This is a genomic window from Vicinamibacterales bacterium, from assembly GCA_036496585.1.
Lineage (GTDB): Bacteria > Acidobacteriota > Vicinamibacteria > Vicinamibacterales > 2-12-FULL-66-21 > JAICSD01.
On the sequence record DASXLB010000004.1, the window covers coordinates 66166 to 86465 of the forward strand.

The 20300-nt window shown below is 70.2% G+C and carries 15 protein-coding genes; 5 read left to right on the top strand and 10 right to left on the bottom strand.

The window, feature by feature from the left end:
- Positions 1-94 precede the first annotated feature (94 nt).
- A complete protein-coding gene (locus VGI12_00860) occupies positions 95-2986 on the top strand; it encodes a POTRA domain-containing protein (protein ID HEY2431191.1) in 2892 nt (963 codons plus the stop codon).
- Positions 2986-3513: a hypothetical protein gene (locus VGI12_00865; GenBank protein ID HEY2431192.1), complete on the top strand. Its 528-nt coding sequence runs from the start codon at positions 2986-2988 to the stop codon at positions 3511-3513. The genes VGI12_00860 and VGI12_00865 overlap by 1 nt, the downstream gene beginning before the upstream one ends.
- On the opposite strand, the gene VGI12_00870 is transcribed toward VGI12_00865, so the two are convergent.
- The 10 genes from VGI12_00870 to VGI12_00915 all read right to left on the bottom strand — a co-directional run bounded on the left by VGI12_00870 (position 3464) and on the right by VGI12_00915 (position 16047).
- Positions 3464-5500, bottom strand: a complete 2037-nt coding sequence (locus VGI12_00870) for a glycosyltransferase family 39 protein (protein HEY2431193.1) — start codon at positions 5498-5500, stop codon at positions 3464-3466. The two genes, VGI12_00865 and VGI12_00870, sit on opposite strands and share 50 nt — an antisense overlap.
- Positions 5497-7020 carry a phospholipid carrier-dependent glycosyltransferase gene (locus VGI12_00875; protein HEY2431194.1) on the bottom strand — a complete coding sequence of 508 codons (1524 nt, stop codon included), beginning with the start codon at positions 7018-7020 and terminating at the stop codon, positions 5497-5499. The genes VGI12_00870 and VGI12_00875 overlap by 4 nt, the downstream gene beginning before the upstream one ends.
- Positions 7017-8273, bottom strand: coding sequence for a glycosyltransferase family 4 protein (locus VGI12_00880; protein HEY2431195.1), 1257 nt, complete (start codon positions 8271-8273; stop codon positions 7017-7019). Before VGI12_00880 ends, VGI12_00875 begins: the two co-directional genes overlap by 4 nt.
- Positions 8270-9520: a glycosyltransferase family 4 protein gene (locus VGI12_00885; GenBank protein ID HEY2431196.1), complete on the bottom strand. Its 1251-nt coding sequence runs from the start codon at positions 9518-9520 to the stop codon at positions 8270-8272. The genes VGI12_00880 and VGI12_00885 overlap by 4 nt, the downstream gene beginning before the upstream one ends.
- Positions 9517-10674 carry a glycosyltransferase family 4 protein gene (locus VGI12_00890; protein ID HEY2431197.1) on the bottom strand — a complete coding sequence of 386 codons (1158 nt, stop codon included), beginning with the start codon at positions 10672-10674 and terminating at the stop codon, positions 9517-9519. The genes VGI12_00885 and VGI12_00890 overlap by 4 nt, the downstream gene beginning before the upstream one ends.
- Positions 10671-11900: a methyltransferase domain-containing protein gene (locus VGI12_00895; GenBank protein ID HEY2431198.1), complete on the bottom strand. Its 1230-nt coding sequence runs from the start codon at positions 11898-11900 to the stop codon at positions 10671-10673. The genes VGI12_00890 and VGI12_00895 overlap by 4 nt, the downstream gene beginning before the upstream one ends.
- Positions 11897-13069, bottom strand: a complete 1173-nt coding sequence (locus VGI12_00900; GenBank protein HEY2431199.1) for a glycosyltransferase family 4 protein — start codon at positions 13067-13069, stop codon at positions 11897-11899. The genes VGI12_00895 and VGI12_00900 overlap by 4 nt, the downstream gene beginning before the upstream one ends.
- Entirely contained in the window at positions 13047-14453 is a 1407-nt protein-coding gene (locus VGI12_00905; GenBank protein HEY2431200.1) for a hypothetical protein, read from the bottom strand. Before VGI12_00905 ends, VGI12_00900 begins: the two co-directional genes overlap by 23 nt.
- Positions 14454-14504: 51 nt before the next feature.
- Entirely contained in the window at positions 14505-15194 is a 690-nt protein-coding gene (locus tag VGI12_00910; GenBank protein HEY2431201.1) for a type II CAAX endopeptidase family protein, read from the bottom strand.
- Between the two features lie 160 nt (positions 15195-15354).
- Positions 15355-16047: a hypothetical protein gene (locus VGI12_00915; protein HEY2431202.1), complete on the bottom strand. Its 693-nt coding sequence runs from the start codon at positions 16045-16047 to the stop codon at positions 15355-15357.
- A gap of 152 nt (positions 16048-16199) precedes the next feature.
- Here VGI12_00915 and VGI12_00920 point away from each other — a divergent pair, with 152 nt between their 5' ends.
- Genes VGI12_00920 through VGI12_00930 form a run of 3 tightly spaced genes read left to right on the top strand, consistent with a single transcriptional unit; the run spans position 16200 to position 20045 of the window.
- A complete protein-coding gene (locus tag VGI12_00920; GenBank protein HEY2431203.1) occupies positions 16200-17612 on the top strand; it encodes a sigma-54 dependent transcriptional regulator in 1413 nt (470 codons plus the stop codon).
- A gap of 1 nt (position 17613) precedes the next feature.
- Positions 17614-19422: an ATP-binding protein gene (locus tag VGI12_00925; GenBank protein ID HEY2431204.1), complete on the top strand. Its 1809-nt coding sequence runs from the start codon at positions 17614-17616 to the stop codon at positions 19420-19422.
- 23 nt (positions 19423-19445) lie between these two features.
- Complete coding sequence (locus VGI12_00930) at positions 19446-20045, top strand: hypothetical protein (protein HEY2431205.1); 600 nt, start codon at positions 19446-19448, stop codon at positions 20043-20045.
- Positions 20046-20300 lie beyond the last annotated feature (255 nt).

The window sequence follows — 20300 nt, forward strand, 5'->3', positions numbered from 1 at the left end:
TAAGGGTGCCACGGTGCTAAGGGTGCGCGGTGCTAAGGGTGCGCGGTGCTAAGGGTGCTGTGGTGCTAAGGGTGCGCGGTGCTAAGGGTGCGCGGTGCTGAGGGTGCTGCGAGGGGTGATCGCGCTGGCGTCGACGCTCTGGGCGTCGAGCGGGGCGCTCCTCGCGCAGGAGCCGCCGGCGACGTCGTACGTGGGCAGGCAGGTGGTCTCGATCGCCATCGCCGTCGAAGGCCGCCCGTCGACGGATCCGTCGCTGTTCGACGCGGTGCAGGTGAAGCTCGATCGGCCGCTGGACATGCAGGACGTCCGCGAGACGATGACCCACCTCTACACGCTCGGACGTTTCGACGACGTGCAGGTCGAAGCGGACGGCGCGGCGGGCGGCGTGGCGATCACCATCGCGCTCGATCCGATTCACGTCGTCACCAGGGTCGAGTTTCGCGGCGATCTCGGGCTGGCCGAGGGGCTGCTGCGCGATCGGATGACCGAGCGTTTCGGCGCGACGCCGCCGCTCACCCGCGCCGACGACGTCGCCGCCGCCCTCCAGGACCTGTATCGTGACTCCGGCTACATGACCGGCGTGGTGAAGGCGGCGCCGCCGGTTCTCGAGCACCAGCCGGAGCAAGCGACGATGGTCTTCGACGTCAGCCCGGGACCGCGGGCGCTGATCGAGACGGCAAAAGTGACCGGCACGCCGCTCGAGGCGGCGGCGCGCGTGGAGCAGCGCCTGCGCATCGCGCCGGGCGAGCCCTACCAGTCGGGCGACCTGCGGACACGCCTGGCGGACTATGTCACGTGGATGCGCCGCCGCGGCTACTACGAAGCCGACGCCCGTCAGCTCGAGGCTCGTCGCAACGCCGACCAGACGCGGGTCGACCTCACCATCGACGTGCGGCCGGGCCCGCTGGTGTCGGTCCAGTTCACCGGCGACCCGCTGCCGGCCGGCAAGCGCGCCGAGCTCGTGCCGATCGAAAGCGAAGGATCGGTCGACCAGGACATTCTCGAAGACGCGGCGCACCGCATCACCGCGTACCTGCAGCAGCTCGGATACTGGAAGGCGGACGTCCCGGCCCCCGATCGCCGGCAGGAGGGAGACACGCTCGCGATCATCTTTCACGTCGAGCGCGGGCCGTTGTTCAGTGTCGCGCCCGGCGGCGTGCAGGTCAACGGCGTGCTGGCGCTGCCCCCCGAGGTCCTGACCTCGATCCTGAAGCGGCTTCCGCCGGGAGCGCCGTTCGTCAACAGCGAGCTCGGCGCGATCGAAGGGGCGATCAAGCAGGAGTATCTCAGTCGCGGCTACGCGGGCGTCGAGGTGCTATCGCAGCCGAACCAGGTCGGCGCCAGCCTCGTGCAGCCGGCGATCGTCGTCAAGGAAGGGCCGCTGGTACACGTCGGAACGGTCACCGTCCACGGCAACGAAACGCTCGCGGTCAAGGACCTGCTCGACAAGCCGGCGCTGCGCAGCGGCCAGCCCTACGACGCGTCGAGAGTCGCGCAGGCGCGCGACGAGATGACCGCGCAGTACCAGAATCTCGGGTTCCTGACCGCCGACGTCAGCGTCCCCCCCCCGACGTCCGTCGCCGACGGCACCGGCGCCCGCGCCGACATCGTGTTCCAGGTGCGGGAAGGCCCGCAGACACGCGTCGAGCACATCTTCATCACCGGCAACGTCAGGACGGATCAGAACGTGATCCGCCGCGAGCTGCGGATAGCCGAGGGGCAACCGCTCGGCGCGCAGGCGCTCTCGGAAACCCGGCGCAACCTGGCGGCGCTCGGCCTGTTCCGCCGCATCCAGATCAACTCGGTCAGCCACGGCGAGCCCGGCCGGAGCGACGTGATCGTGTCTGTCGAGGAGGCGCAGCAGACGACCATCGACTACGGCGGCGGTCTCCAGGTGGAGCGCTCGCTGCGCGAGGATGTGAACGGCAATCCGACGCAGGTCTACGACTTCGCGCCGCGCGGCTTTTTCGAGGTCGGGCGGCGCAACATCGGCGGCAAGAACCGCTCGGCGAACCTCTATACCCGTTTCGGCCTGCGCCCGAGCACCGATCCCACCGACCACAGCGCTTTCGGCTTTTCCGAGTACCGGGTCGTCGGCACCTACCGCGAGCCGCGCGCGTTCCACGCCTACGGCGATCTCACCGGCACCGCCGCGATCGAGCAGGGGGTGCGGACGGGTTTCAACTTCATCCGCAAGGGCGTGAACGCCGACCTCAGCCGCCGCCTGTCCGACAAGGTGCGGGTCAGCGGCCAGTATGCGTTCACGACGACCCGGACCTTCGACGTGTTTCTCGACAAGGAGGACCTGCTGGCCGTCGACCGCGTCTTCTCACAGGTGCGGCTGTCGTCGTTCGCCGGTGCGATCTCGCGCGACACGCGCGACGATCTGATCGCGCCGCAGCACGGCACGCTGCTGAGCGCCGACGGCACGCTCGCCGCCCAGGCGATCGGATCCGAGGTCACGTTCGTCAAGGTGTTCCTGCAGGGCTTCGTGTATCAGAGTCTCGGGCATCCGAACCTGGTCTTCGCCGGCGGCGCGCGCCTCGGCGCGGCCAGGCCGAAACAGGAATTCGTCGAAGGCCAGCTCGTGCGCGATCTGCCCGCCAGCGAACGCTTCTTCGCCGGCGGCGACTCGACGATCCGCGGCTTCGCGCGCGATTCCGTCGGCACGCCCCCAACCCTGACCACGGAAGGGTTCCCGCTCGGCGGCGACGCCGAGATCATCCTCAATGGGGAGTTGCGCATGCCGGTGAAAGGTCCGTTCGGGGCGGTCGTCTTCGTCGACGCCGGTAACGTCTTCTCGAATGTCGCCGATCTGAACCTGACCGACCTGCGCACGTCGCTCGGGTTCGGCGGCCGCTACCGCTCGCCGATCGGGCCGATCCGCATCGACATCGGGTTTCCGATGGACCGGCGATTCGTCGGCGAGACGTCGACGCTCGAGAAGCGCTATCAGATTCACTTCTCGATGGGGCACGCCTTCTGATGGTGGCGATCCTCGTCGCGCTCCTGCTCGCGCCGCCGGCGGCGGCCGACGTCATCGACCGGATCATGGCGGTCGTCGGCGCCCAGCCGATCACGCTCTCCGAAGTGGCGGCGGCGCGTCAGTTCCAGCTCGTCGACGTGCCGCCGGGGACCGCCGACCCGCGCGGATACGCGCTCGACCGGCTGATCGATCGCACGCTGATGCTGACCGAGGTGGACCGGTTTCAGCCGCCCGAGCCGGATCCGGCAGAGGTCACGGCCCGCGTCGACCGGTTCCGGGAGCGCGCCGGCTCGGAGGCAGCCTTCGCCAAGGCGCTGGCGGTGACCGGCACGACCGCCGACCAGCTGCGGCGCTTCGTGCGCGATTCGCTGCGAATGGATACCTACGTCAACCAGCGGTTCGGCGCGATCATCGATCCTGCCGAGCGTACGCGCGCGATCGCCGCGTGGGCCGCCGACCTGCGGCGGCGCGCGCAGATCACCGTCCTGTACCATCCGCCGCAATCGACACGCGAATCCAGTCGATAGCGGCGGCCAGCGCCCGCTGGTCGCCGCCGAGGCCGGCGTCGGCCGGCCGCTGCGCGTATCCGAACTGCAGCGACAGATCGTTGACGCCGGCTCGCCAGGCCGATCGATCGATCAGGCACTCGACGGTCTCCCACTGCGCGGGCACCGCCAGCGGGCCGCAGGCGTGGGCGTTGACGACGATGGTCAGCGTCTGTGCCGGCGCGCCGGGATAAACAAACGCATGCAGCCGCGTCTGGACGCGCAGCGGTGCGGCGTGGTCGAGGGGCAGGCGCAGCATCGCCGGCGTCGACGCCCAGCGGTAGGTGGCCGCGCCGTCCCGCTCGGGCGCGAACCAGCCGTCGCCGAGGAGCCAGTCATCGCCGTCGGCGCCGACGTCGACGCGTCCGTACGGCTGCAACGGATCCGACAGGAAGCGGTTGGTCGACAGCAGATCGTAGTCTCCCGGCCCGACGCCGTTGCGCAGCGCGAACAGCAGGCTGGCCGGATAGGTGAATGGGTTGCCGAACCATCGGTGGACGACCTGCGCCTGCGCCCCCCAGACGCGATCGAAGGGAAGCGTCTGGCCGAGCCTGAACGCGCCGCCCTGCGCCGCGCCCGCGAGGGCCACGTTCCACACCGCGAGGCATGCGAGCGCGAGTGTCACGGCGGCCGCCGCGTGGCGGCGCACTAGCGCCGCCCCGTACTCGAGGCATGCCGCGAGGCCGATCGCGAGCAGCGGCACGATGCCGTCGAAACGGCGGCCGCCAAAGCCGTCCGATCCCCACCAGTCCTGGATGCAGGCGTTGAAATAGACCATCACGACCACGGTGGCCACGGCCGGAAGTCCCACCGACGGACGCGCTGCGGCGAAGGCGAGCAGCCCGAACGCTCCCAGGTACGCGAGCGGTGTCGTACTGAAGAGGCCATTGCGCGCCGACCACAGAATGTCGGCAAGATGGGGATCGAACCACCGGATCTGCGGCCCGATCGGCGACCGCGCGATCCACGTGCCGTAGATCGCGTGCCAGGCGATCGCCTGCGGCAGGAATGCGAGACAGGCGCAGACGAGGAACGCGGCGCCGCCGGCGAGCGTCATCCGCACCATGCCGTTGTCCTTGCGGCGGAGGGCGCCGACCACAGCCACGGCGGCGTCGATGCCCGGCAGCAGCGCCAGCAGGATGTTCTGCCAGCGGATCAGCGCGGCGAAGCCGATCACGAGTCCAAGCGCCATCCACTGCCGCAGGCTCCGATGGTGCTGCGTCGACGCCCACAGCCAGGTGAAACCGGCCGCGGCCGCCATCGACGCCGCATGGGTCATGCTCGGTTCCTTGACGAGATACCAGAGCATGAACGTGCCAATGACGGCGAGGGCCGCGGCCGACGCCGCGACACGCGCGGCAAAGAAGCGCAGGACGAGACGGTAGACGAACCAGCAGCCGAGCAGCCCGTAGGCGAGGCTGGCGACGCACACCGCCTGCCGATACGGGTACGAGGTGCCGTCGGCCGCGACGTCCGCGCCCGACGCACGCAGGCGGACCGCCACGAGGTGGCCGACGGCGAAGAACGGCGACCATACGATCGCCGGCCCGATCGTCCACGCCGATTCGGCGTGGCCGGTGCGCGTCGGCTTGAAGAGATACGGCTTGTCGCCGAGGCCGAGCAGCCGGTAGTCGTTCAGGAAGTTGACGTCGTGGTCAAAGGCGATCGATCGCAGATAGGCGAAGTAGTAGAAGCCGTCGCTCTGCAGGCGGGCGCCGAGCTGCAGCTGCAGGGCAATCCCCAGCGCGAAGCACACGGTCAGGATCGGCCCCGCGGCGGAACGGCCGCGCGCGGCCGCAATCGCGATCGCGCAGGCGATGAGCGCCACGACGACCAGCGCGCCGATCGACGCGCCGCCGCCGATCACCAGGTGCAGCAGCGAGCGGCGGGCGATCTCGCGGCCCGCGAGCTCGACGGCGGCGACGAGCCCGACGGCCCACGCGATCCGCCTGACGGCCGCACCGCTCACGAGCGTCTCACTTTCAGGATCCGCAGCTCGGGCCCGGGATGATCGGGCGACGGCACGAATCGCGCGATCTCGTCGGTCTCGGCGAACAGCCGCTGATACGCACCGTACTCGACGCGGTAGCCGGCCGGATCCGCGAGGAACGGCCCGTAGCACTGCGACGAGGCCACGAGATAGTCGACGTTCTGCGCCGCATACGACCCGGGCGGATCGGTCCAGAGCTGCTTCGCGTAGCTCGCGCGATAGGCCGCCGGCAGCCGCAGTGTGACGGAGCCCTCGAGGCGAATCCCGCTGCCGTTGGGAAGCTCGCGGCGGATCCACTCGTAGGCGAGCCCCTGTGTCGACACCTTCGCGGCGTCGACGTCGTAGCCGACTGCCGTAGTGGCGGGCCGTGCGATCGCCAGCGCGATCAGCGCGACGACGAGGGCCACCCGGACCGGCGGCCTCAGGCCGGCGCGCCGCAGCGCGCCCGCCACCGTGACGATGAATGCGGCGGCGAGCAGCGACAGGAACGGCACGACCGGCAGCAGATAGCGCGCGAAGACGATGGTCTGCTGCGCCACGAAACGAAAATAGAGGACCGCGAAGAGCAGCGGCAGGATCCATCGCAGCCGATCCCGATCGCGGAGAGCCCGCCAGGCGGCCAGCGCCAGACCGCCGCCGACGAACACCATGCCCGGCCAGCCGAGGGCGATGCGCAGGTGTTTCAGGTAGACCAGCCAGATCGGCTCCGCAATCGTCGGCGGCTTCCGGTATTCGGACGACAGCCGCGCGAACTGGTTGAGGAAGCCGGGCAAGTCGATCAAGGTATACGGCGCCGCCACGAAGAACGCCGCCAGCATGGCTGCCGTCACTGCCAGCGCCGCGACGGCGCGCCGCGGCCTGAGCCGCCACGTCAGGGCGCACCCCGCGAGCGGCATGATCACCGCGAAGACACCGTTGTACTTGAGCGCCGCGGCGAAGCCGGCGGCGGCGCCGGCCAGCGCGAAGCTGCCGGCCGACGCCCGCTCGTGGGCGCGCAGCGTCAGGAGAAACGTGACCGTGACCACGAACGTGACCGGCACGTCGGTCAGCACGTAGTGCGATTCGCGCACGTGCAGCGGCATCACCGCGACGAGCGCCGCGGCCAGCAGAGCCGTCGGCTCGCCCCACCGCTGGCCGGCCCGATAGAGCACCCAGACGGTAGCGGTTCCGAGCAGGGCCGTGGCCGCTCGTGCCCAGAGATAGAAGTCCTCGACCGGCGCCTGCGCCAGCGACGACCACCGGCCCTGGATCGCGCCGACCATGAACCGCGCGGTCGACACCGCCATCTGGACGTACATGTAGAGCGCGGGATAGTCGAAGAAGTGCGGATGCAGATCGCCGGTCTTCATCATCCGCACGGCGCGCTCCATCACTTCCGGCTCGTCCGGGCCCAGGTTGAACCCGATGCCCTGGGACAGCGACCAGAATCGGAGAAGTCCCGCCGCCAGGAGGACCAGCGCCAGCCCCAACTGCGCCCGTCGACGAGCGTCGCCGATCACCGCGCCAGCAGCTCCCGGTAGAGCGCGACCGTCGCATCGCCGGCCGCCGTCCAGGAGAACTCACGCTCGACAATCTGCCGCCCGGCGAGCCCGTAGCGCGCCAGCCGCGCCTGGTCCGACAGCGCGCCGCTGATCGCGGCCGCCAGCGCCGACGGATCGCCGGGCGCGACGAGCCACCCGTTCTCGCCGGGGCGGACCTTGTCGGGAATTCCCCCAGCCGCCGACGCGACCACCGCGCGGCGGTGCGCCATGGCTTCGAGCGTCACGAGCGAGCTGCCCTCGTACAGCGTGGGATGCAGGAACAGCGTCGACAGCTCGTGCCACGCGTGCATCTCGGCGTCGGGCACGCGGCCGGCGAACAACACCTTCGGTCCGAGCCCCAACTCCCGCGCCAGGCTCTCGAGCGCCGGCCGATACGGCCCATCGCCAACCACGACCCATCGCCAGTCTGCGTCGAGCGACCCGTGGCCGCGCGCTGCCGCGAGCGCCTGCAGCAGGACGTGGAAACCCTTGCTCTCCTCGAGCCGTCCGACGCTGAGCAGGATGCGATCGCCGGTTTCGATGTGGTGGGTCGACCGCAGCGCCGCCAGCAGCGCCGGGTTCGTGTCGGCATCGATCTGCCGGAGATCCAGGGCATTCGGAATGGTACGCATCTTCTCACGAGGGATGCCCAGGTGGCGGAGGAGCACGGGCTCGAGCGCGCGGTCGGTCGCGATCACCGCGTCGGCGGCGCGTGCGCACCGCAGCACCGCGCGGCGCAGCGGCAGATACGCCGTCACCTTCAACGGCGCCCGTCCAGGATCGGTGGCACCGAATTCCTCGAGTCCCTGCGGGTTCATCACCAGCGGGGCGGTCGCGGACGATCGCCGGCCCGAGATGGCGTGGCTGCGCACGCCGGCATAGCCGAGCACGCTCGCGCCAAAGCCATGGACCACGTCGGCGTCGCCGGACGCCACGAGATCGAGCGCCAGCCGTCCGGCGCGCAGCCCCCAAAGCGGGTACGCCGTAATCCGATCGAGCACGGTCGTGCCTCGTCGTCCCGCGAGCGGGAACGTGTGGTACGGCACGGAGCGGAGGCGCACGTCCGGATGAATCACGCCTCCCGCCGCCGGAGCATCGCCGGCCGGTGGCGTGATCAACGTGACGCCGACACCACGATCGGCGAGCGCGCGCGCCAGGTCGTAGACGTGGCGCTCGAGACCGCCGACGCCGTGCAGCGGGAACACCGCGCGCGACAGCAGCGCCACCTTCATCGCGCGGCCAGCTCCGCGTAGAGCGACTCGATCCGTGCGATCACGGCGGGCGCGTCGAATTCCCGCTCGACCTTCCGCCGCGCCGCGTCGCCCACGCCGCGTCGCAGCGCAGGATCGCCAGCCAGCCGGCGGACATCGTCGGCAAGCCCCTCCGGCGCGGCGGACAGGAGTCCTGTCACGCCAGGCTCGACGATGTCGCGGGTGCCCCCGGTGTCCATGGCGGCGATCGGGACACCGAGCGCGCCTGCCTCGATCAGCACCCGGCTGAGCGACTCGGGGCCGCGCGAAGGAAAGATCAGCAGCGACGCACCGCCGAGCAGCCGCGCCGCGGCGTCCTTGTCGATCCAGCCTGTAAACTCGACGCGGCGTCCCGACGCGCGTGCCGCGCGCTCGAGCTCGGCGCGTTCCGGTCCGTCGCCCGCAACGATCAGCTTCCAGGGCAGCTCGGCGCGCGTGATGACGTCGACGAGGACGCTCGTCCCCTTGTTCGGCGCAATCTTGCCGAGATAGAGCGCATAGGGTTCCATCTGGCGTCCCCCATCCGCCGCCATTGCGCGCAGCGCCGCCACGTCCACGGGGTTGGGAATCACCTCCATCCGCGTGCCGGCGAGTTCCGGCGCGCGCGCGCGCAGATCGGCGGCGATGCGCGTGCTGACCGCAATCACCGCGTCGGCGCGCGTCAGTCCGTTCCGCTTCGAGGCCAGATTCGCGCGCATGTACGGGATCATCGGCACCGCCAGCGGCCACCAGGCGCCAGCCCGCGGCTGGATGCAGCGTCGCATGTTCGCGGTCGTGCAGGCCGGACACAGCTCGAGGCCGCTGCGCGTGAGCAGCAGGTCGGACCAGTAGCACACCGGCCAGTAGTCGCGGACGGTCGCGACGGCCGGTACACCTGCCGCGTGTGCCGCGTCGATCGACGCCACCGTGGTCATCACATGCTGCGCGTGCACGATGTCGAACCGTTCCGAATCGAGCAGCGTGCCGAGATAACGGGTCAGCGAGCGCGTCAGCCGTTCGCTCTTGTAGTAGTTGCGCAGGTACGGGACGTCGGGCGCGGGGGCGCCGACGCGTCGGACCGTCAAGCCGTCGTAGGTCGTGCTGACGACGCCGGCGGGCGTTCCCGGCACCGGCTGCACGACGGCGATGGCGTGCCCGCGCGCGCGCAGGCCGCGCGCCAGCTCGTAGGTGCTCCAGCCGCTGCCGCCGCACACCGGCGGGAACGCGTCGGTGACGATGAGGATTTTCACGGGTGGGTCACGCCGCGCCTGAGCTCGATCGCGGCGACGAGGCCGCGGCAATGCGCGTCCCAGCTGTACGAGAGCGCCGCACGATCCCGGGCGGCGGCGCCGAGCGTGGTCCGCAGCGCGGGATCCGTCAACCGCAGGAGCGCGTTCGCGAGCGCACCGGCATCGGCCGGATCGTACAACAGCCCTTCGCGCTCGTGGGCGACCAGCTGGGGAATCCGGTCGACGGCCGGCGCGGCCACCGGCAGGCCGGCCGCCATGTACTCGAACAGCTTCAGCGGCGACCAGTAGAACCCGATCGCGAGCGGCGGGTGCGCCGAGATCTCGAACGGCGCCACGCCGATGTCGGCCGCGGCCAGCGCCGCCGGCATGAGGTCGTGGGGCAGCGCACCGGTGAAGAGGATGCCGTCGACACCGGCCGCTTCGGCCCGCGCCGCGGCCAGCTCCGGGCCATCGCCGACCAGCACGGCGCCGAGGTCGCGCCGCCCGCTCGCGCGCACCGCCTTGACCGCGCGGACGAGGTGCACGGCCCCGTGCCAGCTGCGGAACGCGCCCGCGAAGATCGCGAGCGTGCCGACGTCCGGCCGGCGGAAGGGCGGCGGCGCGTCCAGCCCGGGGCGGAAGCGGGTGGTGTCGGCGCCCCACTCGAGGAGGGTCAGTCTGCCCTCGGCGATCGCCGCGGGCACCGTCGCGGCGTTGGGGGTGACGATGACGTCGGCGAGCCGGCAGATGTGCTCGCGCCAGCGCCGCATCGGTTCGACCAGGAGCAGCCGATCGGCGAGCGCCTTGCGCGAGCCGGGATGGTCGACGACCGGCGAGTTGATCTCGAGCACCGCTGTCGCCCCGAGGCTGCGCGCCAGACGGATCGCTTCGCCGCCGAAGTTGTGGTACCGCTCGATGACCACGTCGGGCTCGAAGCCGCGCGCCAGCGTGCCGATGGCGTGCGATCGCCACAGCCGCAGGTGCGGCGACCCGAGCGGCGGCGGCAACGCGATCCACCGCACTTTCGTGCCGGCCGGCTGCGTCGGGCCTGGCGTCACCAGCGCCGTCACTTCGTGCCCGAGCGCCGCCAGGCCCTCCGCCACCGCGGCCACGTGCACCGATCCCCCTTTCGTGCCGGGAACCGTCTGATCGATGGCGGAGTAGAGGATCCTCACGCGTCCCCCGCCGGATCCGTCGAAGCCGGCGGTACCCGCTCGAGCAGCGCGAAGAACGGTCCCGACTCGATGCGACCGAAGAGCAGCAGGTCCAGCTTCATCGCCGCCGTGAGCAGGTGCAGCACCGCGCGTGTCGCCCCGCTCTCCGCGACGCGCCGCTTGCCTTCCGCTCGCGCCGCTTTCAGCGCTTCTTCGTCCGATACCAGCGCACCCTCCGCACCCGTAGCACCCGCACCCTTCGCGCCGCTGGCACCCTCCGCAGCCGTAGCACCCTTAGCACCCGCACCCTTCGCACCGCTAGCACCCTCCGCACCCGCACCCTTCGCACCGTTAGCACCCTTCGCACCCGCACCCTTGGCACCCTTAGCACCGTTAGCACCCTTGGCACCGTCCGCGAGTCGCTTCTCCGCGAGCCGCATCAGCACGTTCTCGACGAAGCCGCCGACGATCGGCGTGTAGTAGCGGATCCGCGCGATGCGAAACCCGCAGGCCGCGGCGACGCGGCGCAGCTCCGGGATGTCGGCGAGCGGGTTCAGGTGATCCGACTTGCGCAGGTGTTCCTGGCGCAGATCGATCAGGCCGGCGCGATCGAGGCGCTCCGCCAGCCGGTTGATCCATCGCAGCCCGATCGCGATGCGCGCGTTGCGGCGCACGTGCGTGTAGACGAAGAGCGTTCCGCCCGGCGCCAGGACGCGCGCCGCCTCGGCGAGCATGCCGCGCAGCGCCTCCGGAGAGAGGTGCTCGAGCACGTCGAGCGAAAAGGCCTTCTGGAACGTCGCGTCGGCGAACGGCAGGCGGCGCAGGTCGCCGAGCATCAGGTCGATCGTCTGCCTCGCCTCGTCGGCGAAGAACGGCGCGATGTCGACGCCGACCGCGCGCGCCCCCCAGTCGCGGTTCCACAGCAGCGCCCGGCCGCTGCCGCACCCGAGGTCGACGAGCCGGTCGCCCGGCGCCGGCGCGAGAAACGCACGGAGCATGTCGTTGCGGATCTTCGATCCGAGGAACGGCGGCGACACCCGCTGGTAGCGCGCGTCGGCGTGCAGCGCCTCGTCCAGGTACTTGGTCTGCTCTTCGAAGCGTTCGCGCGGACGGAGATCCAGGAAGTCCTGCGACGTGCCGGGATAGCGCGTGCCGCACGACCTGCAGACGAGCTGCAGCGCGTCTCCATCGAGAGGGCCGCGGCACGCCGGGCAGCGGACGCGGTCGAGCAGATCGCGGGAGATCACCGCAGCTCCCCGAACAGCGCCTCGAGCCTCGCGGCGCGCGCGTCCCACGTGTAGCGGGCGACGTCTTCCCTCGCCTGCGCCGCCAGACGCGCGCCAAGCGCGGGATCGTCCTTGATCCGCCGCACGGCCGCGACATAGGCCTGAGGATTGCCGGCTTCGGCGAGCAGCGCGTTGTGCCCGTCGGTCAGCACCTCGCGGATGGCCGGCAGGTCGCTCGCGACGATCGGCCGGCCCGCGGCCATGTACTCGAAGAGTTTCAGCGGCGATGTGAACCGGGTGGAGAGCGCCGACGGAGGATTGGGCAGCAGCAGCACGTCGGCGTCCAGGAGGCGGTCCGCCACCTCGGCGGGGGGAAGCATCCCCGTGAACGTGATCCGCTGCGAACAGAAGATCTGCTCGGCGAACGCCGTGACGCGCGCGAGATCCGGTTCCTGCGGATGGCCGCCGACGATCAGGCCGTGCGCGTCGGCAATGGCGGCGACGCACTCGACGACCGTTTCGACCCCTTTCCACGGATAGAGATGGCCTGCGTAGCCGATCGTGAATGGCGCGTCCGACGCTCGCGCGGACGGGGCGCGGACGGCGCGGACGCCGTCGGGCACGACCGCGACCCGCGGACGCGGGCCGAACCGCTCCTCGAGTGCCTGCCGCAGTCCTGCCGTGATCGTCACGTAGGCGTCGGCCGACCGCCACACGGTCGCGTCGCGCGCCGCGAGCCGACGGAGCTTGGTGGGCGCTGCCGGCGCGGCGCCGGCGAGCATCTTCGGACGCGCTTCCGCCTCTTCGGCGGCCAAGCCGTGCGCTTCGTAGACGACCGGGGCGCGAACCAGGCGCGGCGCCCGCAGCAGCAGCGAGGCGATGCCGAGATCGCGCGTGACGATCACATCCTGACGGACCCGGCCGAGGGCGCGGCCGAAGGCGAACGCGACGTAGCCGGCGCGCCGCGCGGCCGGCGGTCCGGCGATCGCGGCGGTCTCGACGTGCAGCGACGCCAGACGCGGCAGGCCGTAGAAGGCGAAGGGATCGCGAGGCGGGCGTGCCGTGTCCGGGCGGACCGCCAGCGAGACGTCGTGGCCCCGCGCCGCGAGCGCGTGACAGGTCGCCATCGACTGGATGCCGTTGGCCCTATCCAGCGGGAACCGGATGTCAGCGAGATAGAGGATGCGCACGATAGAACGACTGTCGATCGAACAGATAGCGCGAGGCGAGTGTCGGCGCCATGCGCGGGAGGGTCACGAAGGCGTCGTAGGCGTTGCGCGCCGGCTCGAGGCGCTGCCGATCCATCAACCCGGTGGCGAACTCCGCCGTCAACGCCAGATTCCAGTAGACCGCGACGACGATCGCGGCGTCCACGGTCCAGCGCGCCCGGCCGGCCGCCGCGGCGCGGAGCCACGACAGGCCGATGACCATCACGGTGGTCAGCGCGACGAAGCGGCGCTGCCCGAAGCCTCCCGCCACGGTCCACGAGTCGACGCTGCCGCCGATATAAATCTGGAGGAGCGCCATGGTGCCGAGCGCCAGCGGCACGGCGTGCCGCCTGGCCAGCGTTCGCGCGCCGCTCACGCGGTCGCCTGTGAGGCTGACGGGCGCCGCGAACAACCCGAGCAGCGCGACCGCCGCCAGCGGCGTCCAGACGAAGAAGCCGTGCTCGGGCGATCCCAGCACCTGCAGCGCGTGCGGCGCGTACCACTTCATCTTGTTGGCGACCGAGGCGTGCGGTCCGAAGTGGCCGTTCAGGATCTTGTAGGCGACGAGCTGCGGCGTGTAGAGGGCCAGAAAGCATCCCGCCGCGGCGAGCACTGCCAGTACGGATCGTCGGCCGTGACCGCGATCCGCGCGCTGCGACAGCAGCCAGTCGAGCGCAGGGCCGGCGATGAAGAACACGTCCTGCTCGCGGGTCATCGCCATGAGCGCGCCAACGGCGCCGAGCGCCGCCATCCCGGCCGGCGACCACCTGTCGCGCGCGCGCAGCCACGTCCAGGTGAACAGCGCGACCGCGAACCCCGAGCACGCATGCGAAAACGGCGGCGCCACGTACATATAGAAGAGGAGCGGCGTGCCCAGCCAGACCGCTAGACCGCCGCCGAACGCCGTGACGCCGAGACGCTGCGCGCATCGCACCGCCAGCACGATCGCCAGGAACCCATAGAACGCGGATCCGTAGGCGACGGCGGAGATGTAGGGGGCCGAAAAGCCGTCGCGCGGCGCTCCGCTGGCGATCGCCGCCAGGTGGCCCGCCGCGTAGAACGGCGACCACAGGATCGCGCAGCCGATCGTGCCGAAGTTGATCCGCCGGCCGGTGTCGGTGGTCCGCTCGAGGAAGGTCTCGTGGAAGCCTTCCGACCGCGCGACGCCGCGATCGTAGAAGTAGCGGTACTCGTTCTCGAACGACAGATCACGATCGAACCAGAACGACCGCAGGAACGCGAAGTACTGAATCTCGTCCGAGGAATAGATGCGCGGCGTGACCGCGGGAAGAGACAGCGCGAACAGGCAGGCGAACAGGATCCACTGGCGACGGGAGGGGCCAGCGGCGATGGGCCGGGTGGTCACAGCTATCCGCTCATTCTATGGCGAACGCCAGGGTCGCGACGTCACCACCGCTCAGGTCATCGTCAGGAAGTTCGCGATCTGGGCCAGGTCGAAGCCGGCGTGGCCGATCATCGGGCCGAGAATCGATCGCCGCCGCAGGAAGATGGCTCCCCAGAAGGCGCCGAGGACGCTGGTGGCCAGCGCGACGTCGCGTCCCTGCTCGAGATGGCCGAGGCCGAAGAGGAGGCTGAACGCCACCAGCCCGACGGTGCCGCCGCCGAGATACTGCTCGAAACGCCGCAGCACGAAGCCGCGCTGGATTTCCTCGCGCACCCCGCCGGCGATCGTCACGACGAACGCGAAGGCCACGGCCTGCAGCCGCGTCCGTACCAGATCCGCCATCGGGTTGTGCGGCACGTTGCGAAGCGACGGCGCGACCACCTGGACGATCGTGAGGACGATCGCGACGATCGCAAACGAGGCGGGAACGAGTGCGATACCGAGCAGCACGTCCCGCCGCGGCGACGGCGACGCAAAGAGCTGGGCTCGCCACGACTCGCCGCTCGAGCGCAGGAACAGCGCGACGAGCGACACGACGAGCACCGTGTCGAGGAGCGTCAGCGAAAAGATGAACCGTGGCGACAGCGTGCCGCCAGCGGTCCGCGGATGGACGCCGGCCGAGCCGAGCAGGGCGATGATCGCGATCTGCGTCGGCAGGCCGGAGCAGAGCAAGACCTCGAAGGCCGCCGCGACGCGGGCCATGGCCGGCAATGGGGCAGGCGGCAGTGCCGGTGGCACTGTCGCTGGCGGCAGCTCGATCACAGACGCAGTGTATGGGAAGACAGGCAGAAGGCAGTCGGCAGTCACCGCTAGCGATGACTGCCGAGTGCCGACTGCGAACCGGTCTCTGGGCCGATGATTCTTACCTGATTGCCTCGGCTCTGATGTCTACACTCCGGGTCAGCTTCACCGACAACGGTGTGCCTTTTCCGACCCGCACGTCCTTGCCGCGCGTCGAGAGCACATAGCCGGTGCCGGCGGCTCCGCCGATCAGGGCGCCCGTAGCGGCGGCTCCCTTGCCGCCGGCGAGACGTCCGATCACCGCGCCTGCTGCGGCGGGGCCGAGGATTTCGACCGCGTCCTTCTGCCGCGTCGTCGGAGCGGTGCGCGAGACCGCCGCGGTGGTGATGTGCTCGAGGCCGGAGCCTCGCGTGTCGACCTCGGTGAACCGCATGGCGACGTAACCCCGCCCCTGTACCTTGCCGGGCCGGCGGACGGCGGTGACGTGTCCCTTCACGATCGTTCCTGCGGGCAGCACTTCCACGCCGTGCACGATCAGGGCGCGTCGAAGACGGCCCTCCACCGGCTGTTCGACGCGGCTGATATCGGAGCCCACTGACGTCTCGAGTCTGATCGGCAGGAGCGTGCCGGCGGGCAGCAGAATTTCGCGGCTCCCACCTGCCGGCGGCGCGGGCGCTGCAGATACGTCGGCCGGCGTGGCGACCGGTCCGGTCGAGTCGGGGGACGAAGCGGCCGAACGATTCAGGGCGGCCGCCGACGGATTCGAACAGGCGACCGCCAGGGCGAACCCCGTAACGGCAATCATCATTCTCATGGCCTCTCCCTTGGCTCATCGCGTGAGGCTGGGTGCCGGCCCCGCGCGCCTGTACGGCTGAGAAGCAACCCCCCTGCCAGCCTACGGCCCAGCTTCGGGCGCGCCCGTTCCAGCTGGCTGTCTTCCTGCCGTTCCGGATACACTCAACAATTGTGGCGACACTGACAGAAACGCCCCCTGCCGTGGCCGAGCGCGTCCTGATTGTCGAGGACGATCCGGCGACCCGGGTCGGCCTCACCGAGCTCGTCGGCGCGTGGGGCTACCAGACCGACGAGGCGGCCAACGGCGAAGAGGCCATTCAGAAGATGTCGTCCTTCCGGCCGGCGATCATCGTGTCGGATCTCGTCATGCCGCGGATGGGGGGCCTCGAGCTGCTGCGCCTGCTCAAGGATCAGCTGTCCGATCTGACGATCATCCTGCTCACCGCGCAGGGGACGGTCGAGACCGCGGTCGAGGCGATTAAGGAAGGCGCTTACGACTACCTGAGCAAGCCGGTCGATCCGGCCCGGCTGCGCATCCTGCTGTCCAAGGCGGTCGAGCGCCAGGAAACGCTGCGCGAGGTGAAACTGCTGCGCCGGCAGCTGCGCGAGCAGGGCAGCTTCGGCCGCATCATCGGCAGCAGCCAGACGATCCGCAGCGTCTACCGCACGATCGAGCAGGCCGCGCCGACCGCGGCCTCGGTGCTGATCTGGGGGGAGTCGGGCACGGGCAAGGAGCTGGTGGCGCAGACGATCCACGAGCTGAGCCCGCGCTCGTCGTTTCCGTTCGTGGGGATCAACTGCGCGGCGATTCCCGAAACGCTGCTCGAGAGCGAGATCTTCGGCCACGAAAAGGGGGCGTTCACCGGCGCCCACGATCGCCGTACCGGCGTCTTCGAGCTGGCGCACCGCGGCACGCTGTTCCTCGACGAGATCGCCGAGATGCAGCCGGCGACGCAGGTCAAACTGCTGCGCGTGCTGCAGGAGCGGACCTTCCGGCGGCTCGGCGGCCGCCAGGAGCAGTCGGTCGACGTGCGGGTGATCGCCGCGACCAACGCCAATCCGACCGAGGCCGTCCGCACGGGCAAGCTGCGCGAGGATCTCTACTACCGGCTCAACGTGTTCGCGATCGAGCTGCCGCCGCTGCGCGACCGGCGCGAGGACGTGCCGCTGCTCATCCAGCGGTTCCTCAACGAGTTCAACGGCGTCAACAACAAGGCGGTCAAGGCGGTCGACGCCGAATCGATGCAGATCCTCGAGCAGTATCCCTGGCCGGGCAACATCCGCGAGTTGCGCAACGTGATCGAACGCGCCACGATTCTCGCCGAGGGGGACTTCATCGGCGTCCGCCACCTGCCGCCGCTGCTGGTGACGCGCGGCGAGGAGACGCTGCCGACGATGACCCTGACGCCGGGGACGACCGTCGACGAGGCGGAGCGGCGGCTGATCCTGCTGACGCTCGATCACACCCGCAACAACAAGACGCGCGCCGCCGAGATCCTCGGCATCTCCCTCAAGACCCTGCACAACAAGTTGAACCGGATGCGCGACGAGGCAGCGGGGAGGAGAACGGAGCCGGGAGAGTAGGTTGTCGATCAAGTCGCGGCAGGTCGCGGGCGTCACGACGCTGGTCGTGGTCATCGTGGCCGCGCTGTCGGCCTATCATCTGTCGACGCTGGCCCAGCTCAGTCTCCAGGAAAGCGCGTCGCGCGGCGAGCTGCTGAAGCAGGCGATCTACCAGCGGGCCCGCGAGGTCGTGCCTGGAGCGGCGGATCCGTATGCGGCGCTGCAGCACGACGGCGGCATCCGCTCGCTGCTCGATTCGAGCTTCGCCTACTCCCACAACGTCACCTATGCGGCGATCACCAACACGCAGGGGATCGCGGTCGCGCACAACCTCGTGTCCGAGGAAGGCAAGCCGCTGCCGCCGCAGGATGACATCCGCACGGTGCTCAACCAGAACGCCCTCGGGCTGCTGCGCGCCGTCTATTTCTCCGACAGCACCTACGAGGCCGACCAGCCGCTGCTGTTCGGCGACAAGCAGTTCGGCACCATCCGGATCGGCATCTCGACGCTGCTCGTCAAGAGCGAGCTGCAGAAGGCGTTCAGCCTGGCGCTGCAGAGCGTGCTCTACGCGCTCATCCTGTCGACGCTGGTCGCGATGCTGCTGGCGCAGTGGATGCTGCGGCCGATCCACGTCATCCAGAGCGGCCTCACCCGGCTGGGCCGCGGCGAGCTCGACGTCCGGCTCGACCTGCCGGAAGCGGAGTTCAAGGACCTCGGCAGCTCGTTCGCCGCGGTCCGCGCGCAGCTCTCCGAGTCGCGCGCCCGCTCGCTGACCCAGCCGACCGAATTCGAATCGATCGTCGAGAACCTCGAAGACGCGGTCGCGCTGTTCAGCCCGGAAGGGCGCCTGATGTTCTGCAACCCGGCGATGAACAGCGTGCTGCCCGACTTCGCGGAGGATCAGGCCGTGCGCGCGATGGTCGACCGCACGCTCGCGTCTCGGCAGCCGCAGGGACCGACCACCGCCCACCCCCACGAGTCGAGCGAACTGATGCTCATCACCCATCCGATCGACGACGGGCACGGCAAGTTCCTCGGGGCGATGCTGGTGGCGCGCAACCTGGCGTTCATGACGCAGATGCACTCGACGCTGAACTACTCGCGGAAGCTGGCGGCGCTCGGCCGCCTGATGGCGGGCGTGGCGCACGAGGTGAAGAACCCGCTCAACGCGATGACGATTCATCTCGAGCTGCTGAAGAACAAGCTGTCGCGCCTGCCGATCGCGGCGGCCGCCGTCTCGGGATCGCCGGCGCCTGGGCTGGCCGCCGGCACGGCGCAGCGGACCACCGATATCGGGCGCCACGTCGAGGTCATCGGCAAGGAGATTCAGCGCCTCGATCAGGTGCTCAACGGGTTCCTGCGGTTCGCGCGCCCGGACGAACTGAAGCTGCAGCCGACCGGCCTCGCCGCCATCGTGTCCGAGGTGGTGACGACCGTCACGCCCGAGGCGGAGCAGGCCAAGGTGACGATCAGGCACGAGTGCCCGCCGGACCTGCCGCCGATCAACGCCGATCCCGCCATGCTGCGGCAGGCGCTCCTCAATCTGGCGCTGAACGCCTGCCAGGCGATGCCCAACGGCGGCACGGTGCGCATCGGCTGCCGCGCCGTCGCCCGCCGGCGCGTCGAGATCGACGTCGAAGACACCGGCGTCGGCATCCCCCGGGATCACCTCGAGAAGATCTTCGATTTGTACTTCACGACCAAGGAGCGCGGAAGCGGCATCGGCCTGTCGATGGTCTACCGCATCGTGCAGCTGCACGATGGCGAGGTCGAGGTGCAGTCGACGCCTGGCAGCGGCACCCGATTCAGGCTGATCTTCCCGCAGGCGTAGGCTAGGATCACAAGGCGCATTCGATGAAGTCGCTGCTGCCGGCCGCCGCCGCAATCCTGATTGCCGCCATGGCGGCGGCGTGTGCCTCGGCGAACGCCAAGGGAAAAGACGATGCGCCGGCGCTGGACGTGCCGCCGCCCCCCGCACATGTCGTCCCGATCCCTCCCGAGCCGATCGTCGAACCGGTCGGCGAGCTTCCCGCTCCGGCCGTGCCGCCGGCGACCCGCGGCACGACCCGTGGCGCCCGCGAGACCACGGCGAGGCCGCCGATTGCGGCTGAGAAGCCCGAGGCGAAGCCCGGGGATGCCGCGAAACCGGCCGACCAGGGCGCGGCACCCGAGACGCCGCTGCCGGCGCCAGCGCCCGTCGCTCCGGCACCCCAGCTCCGGACCCCAGAGAGCAACGGCGCCGAGGCCACCGTGCGCGCGACGATCGATCGCACCCGCGGCGTGCTCAGCAACGTGGACTACGGCCGGCTGAACAAGGCCCGCCAGAAGGCGTACGAAGACGCGCGGACGTTCGCCCAGCAGGCCGAAGATGCGCTCAAGGCGGGCAACGTCGTGTTCGCGCAGAGCGTCGCCGAGAAGGCGGAAGCCCTGGCTCGGGAGCTTGCCGGGAAGTGATCTCGGGGCGGCCTTACCTTACAAAATAGGTCGCCTGAAAGAACCCTGCGCCAAACTGTGCATTCCGCCATCTATTGCGTTGTGTGATCCAAAAAGGCACAATATGTAGTGGATCCGGGGCTTGACAGCCAGGTAAACAAGGTCCATATTGGCTCGCCAGCCGACGGAACGGGGAGGGGGTTTCCCAGCCCTCAGCACGCGCCGGTCTGACGGTTGTTTCCAAAACATTTTGCGGTCGGGGCCACCCCGTGGGGC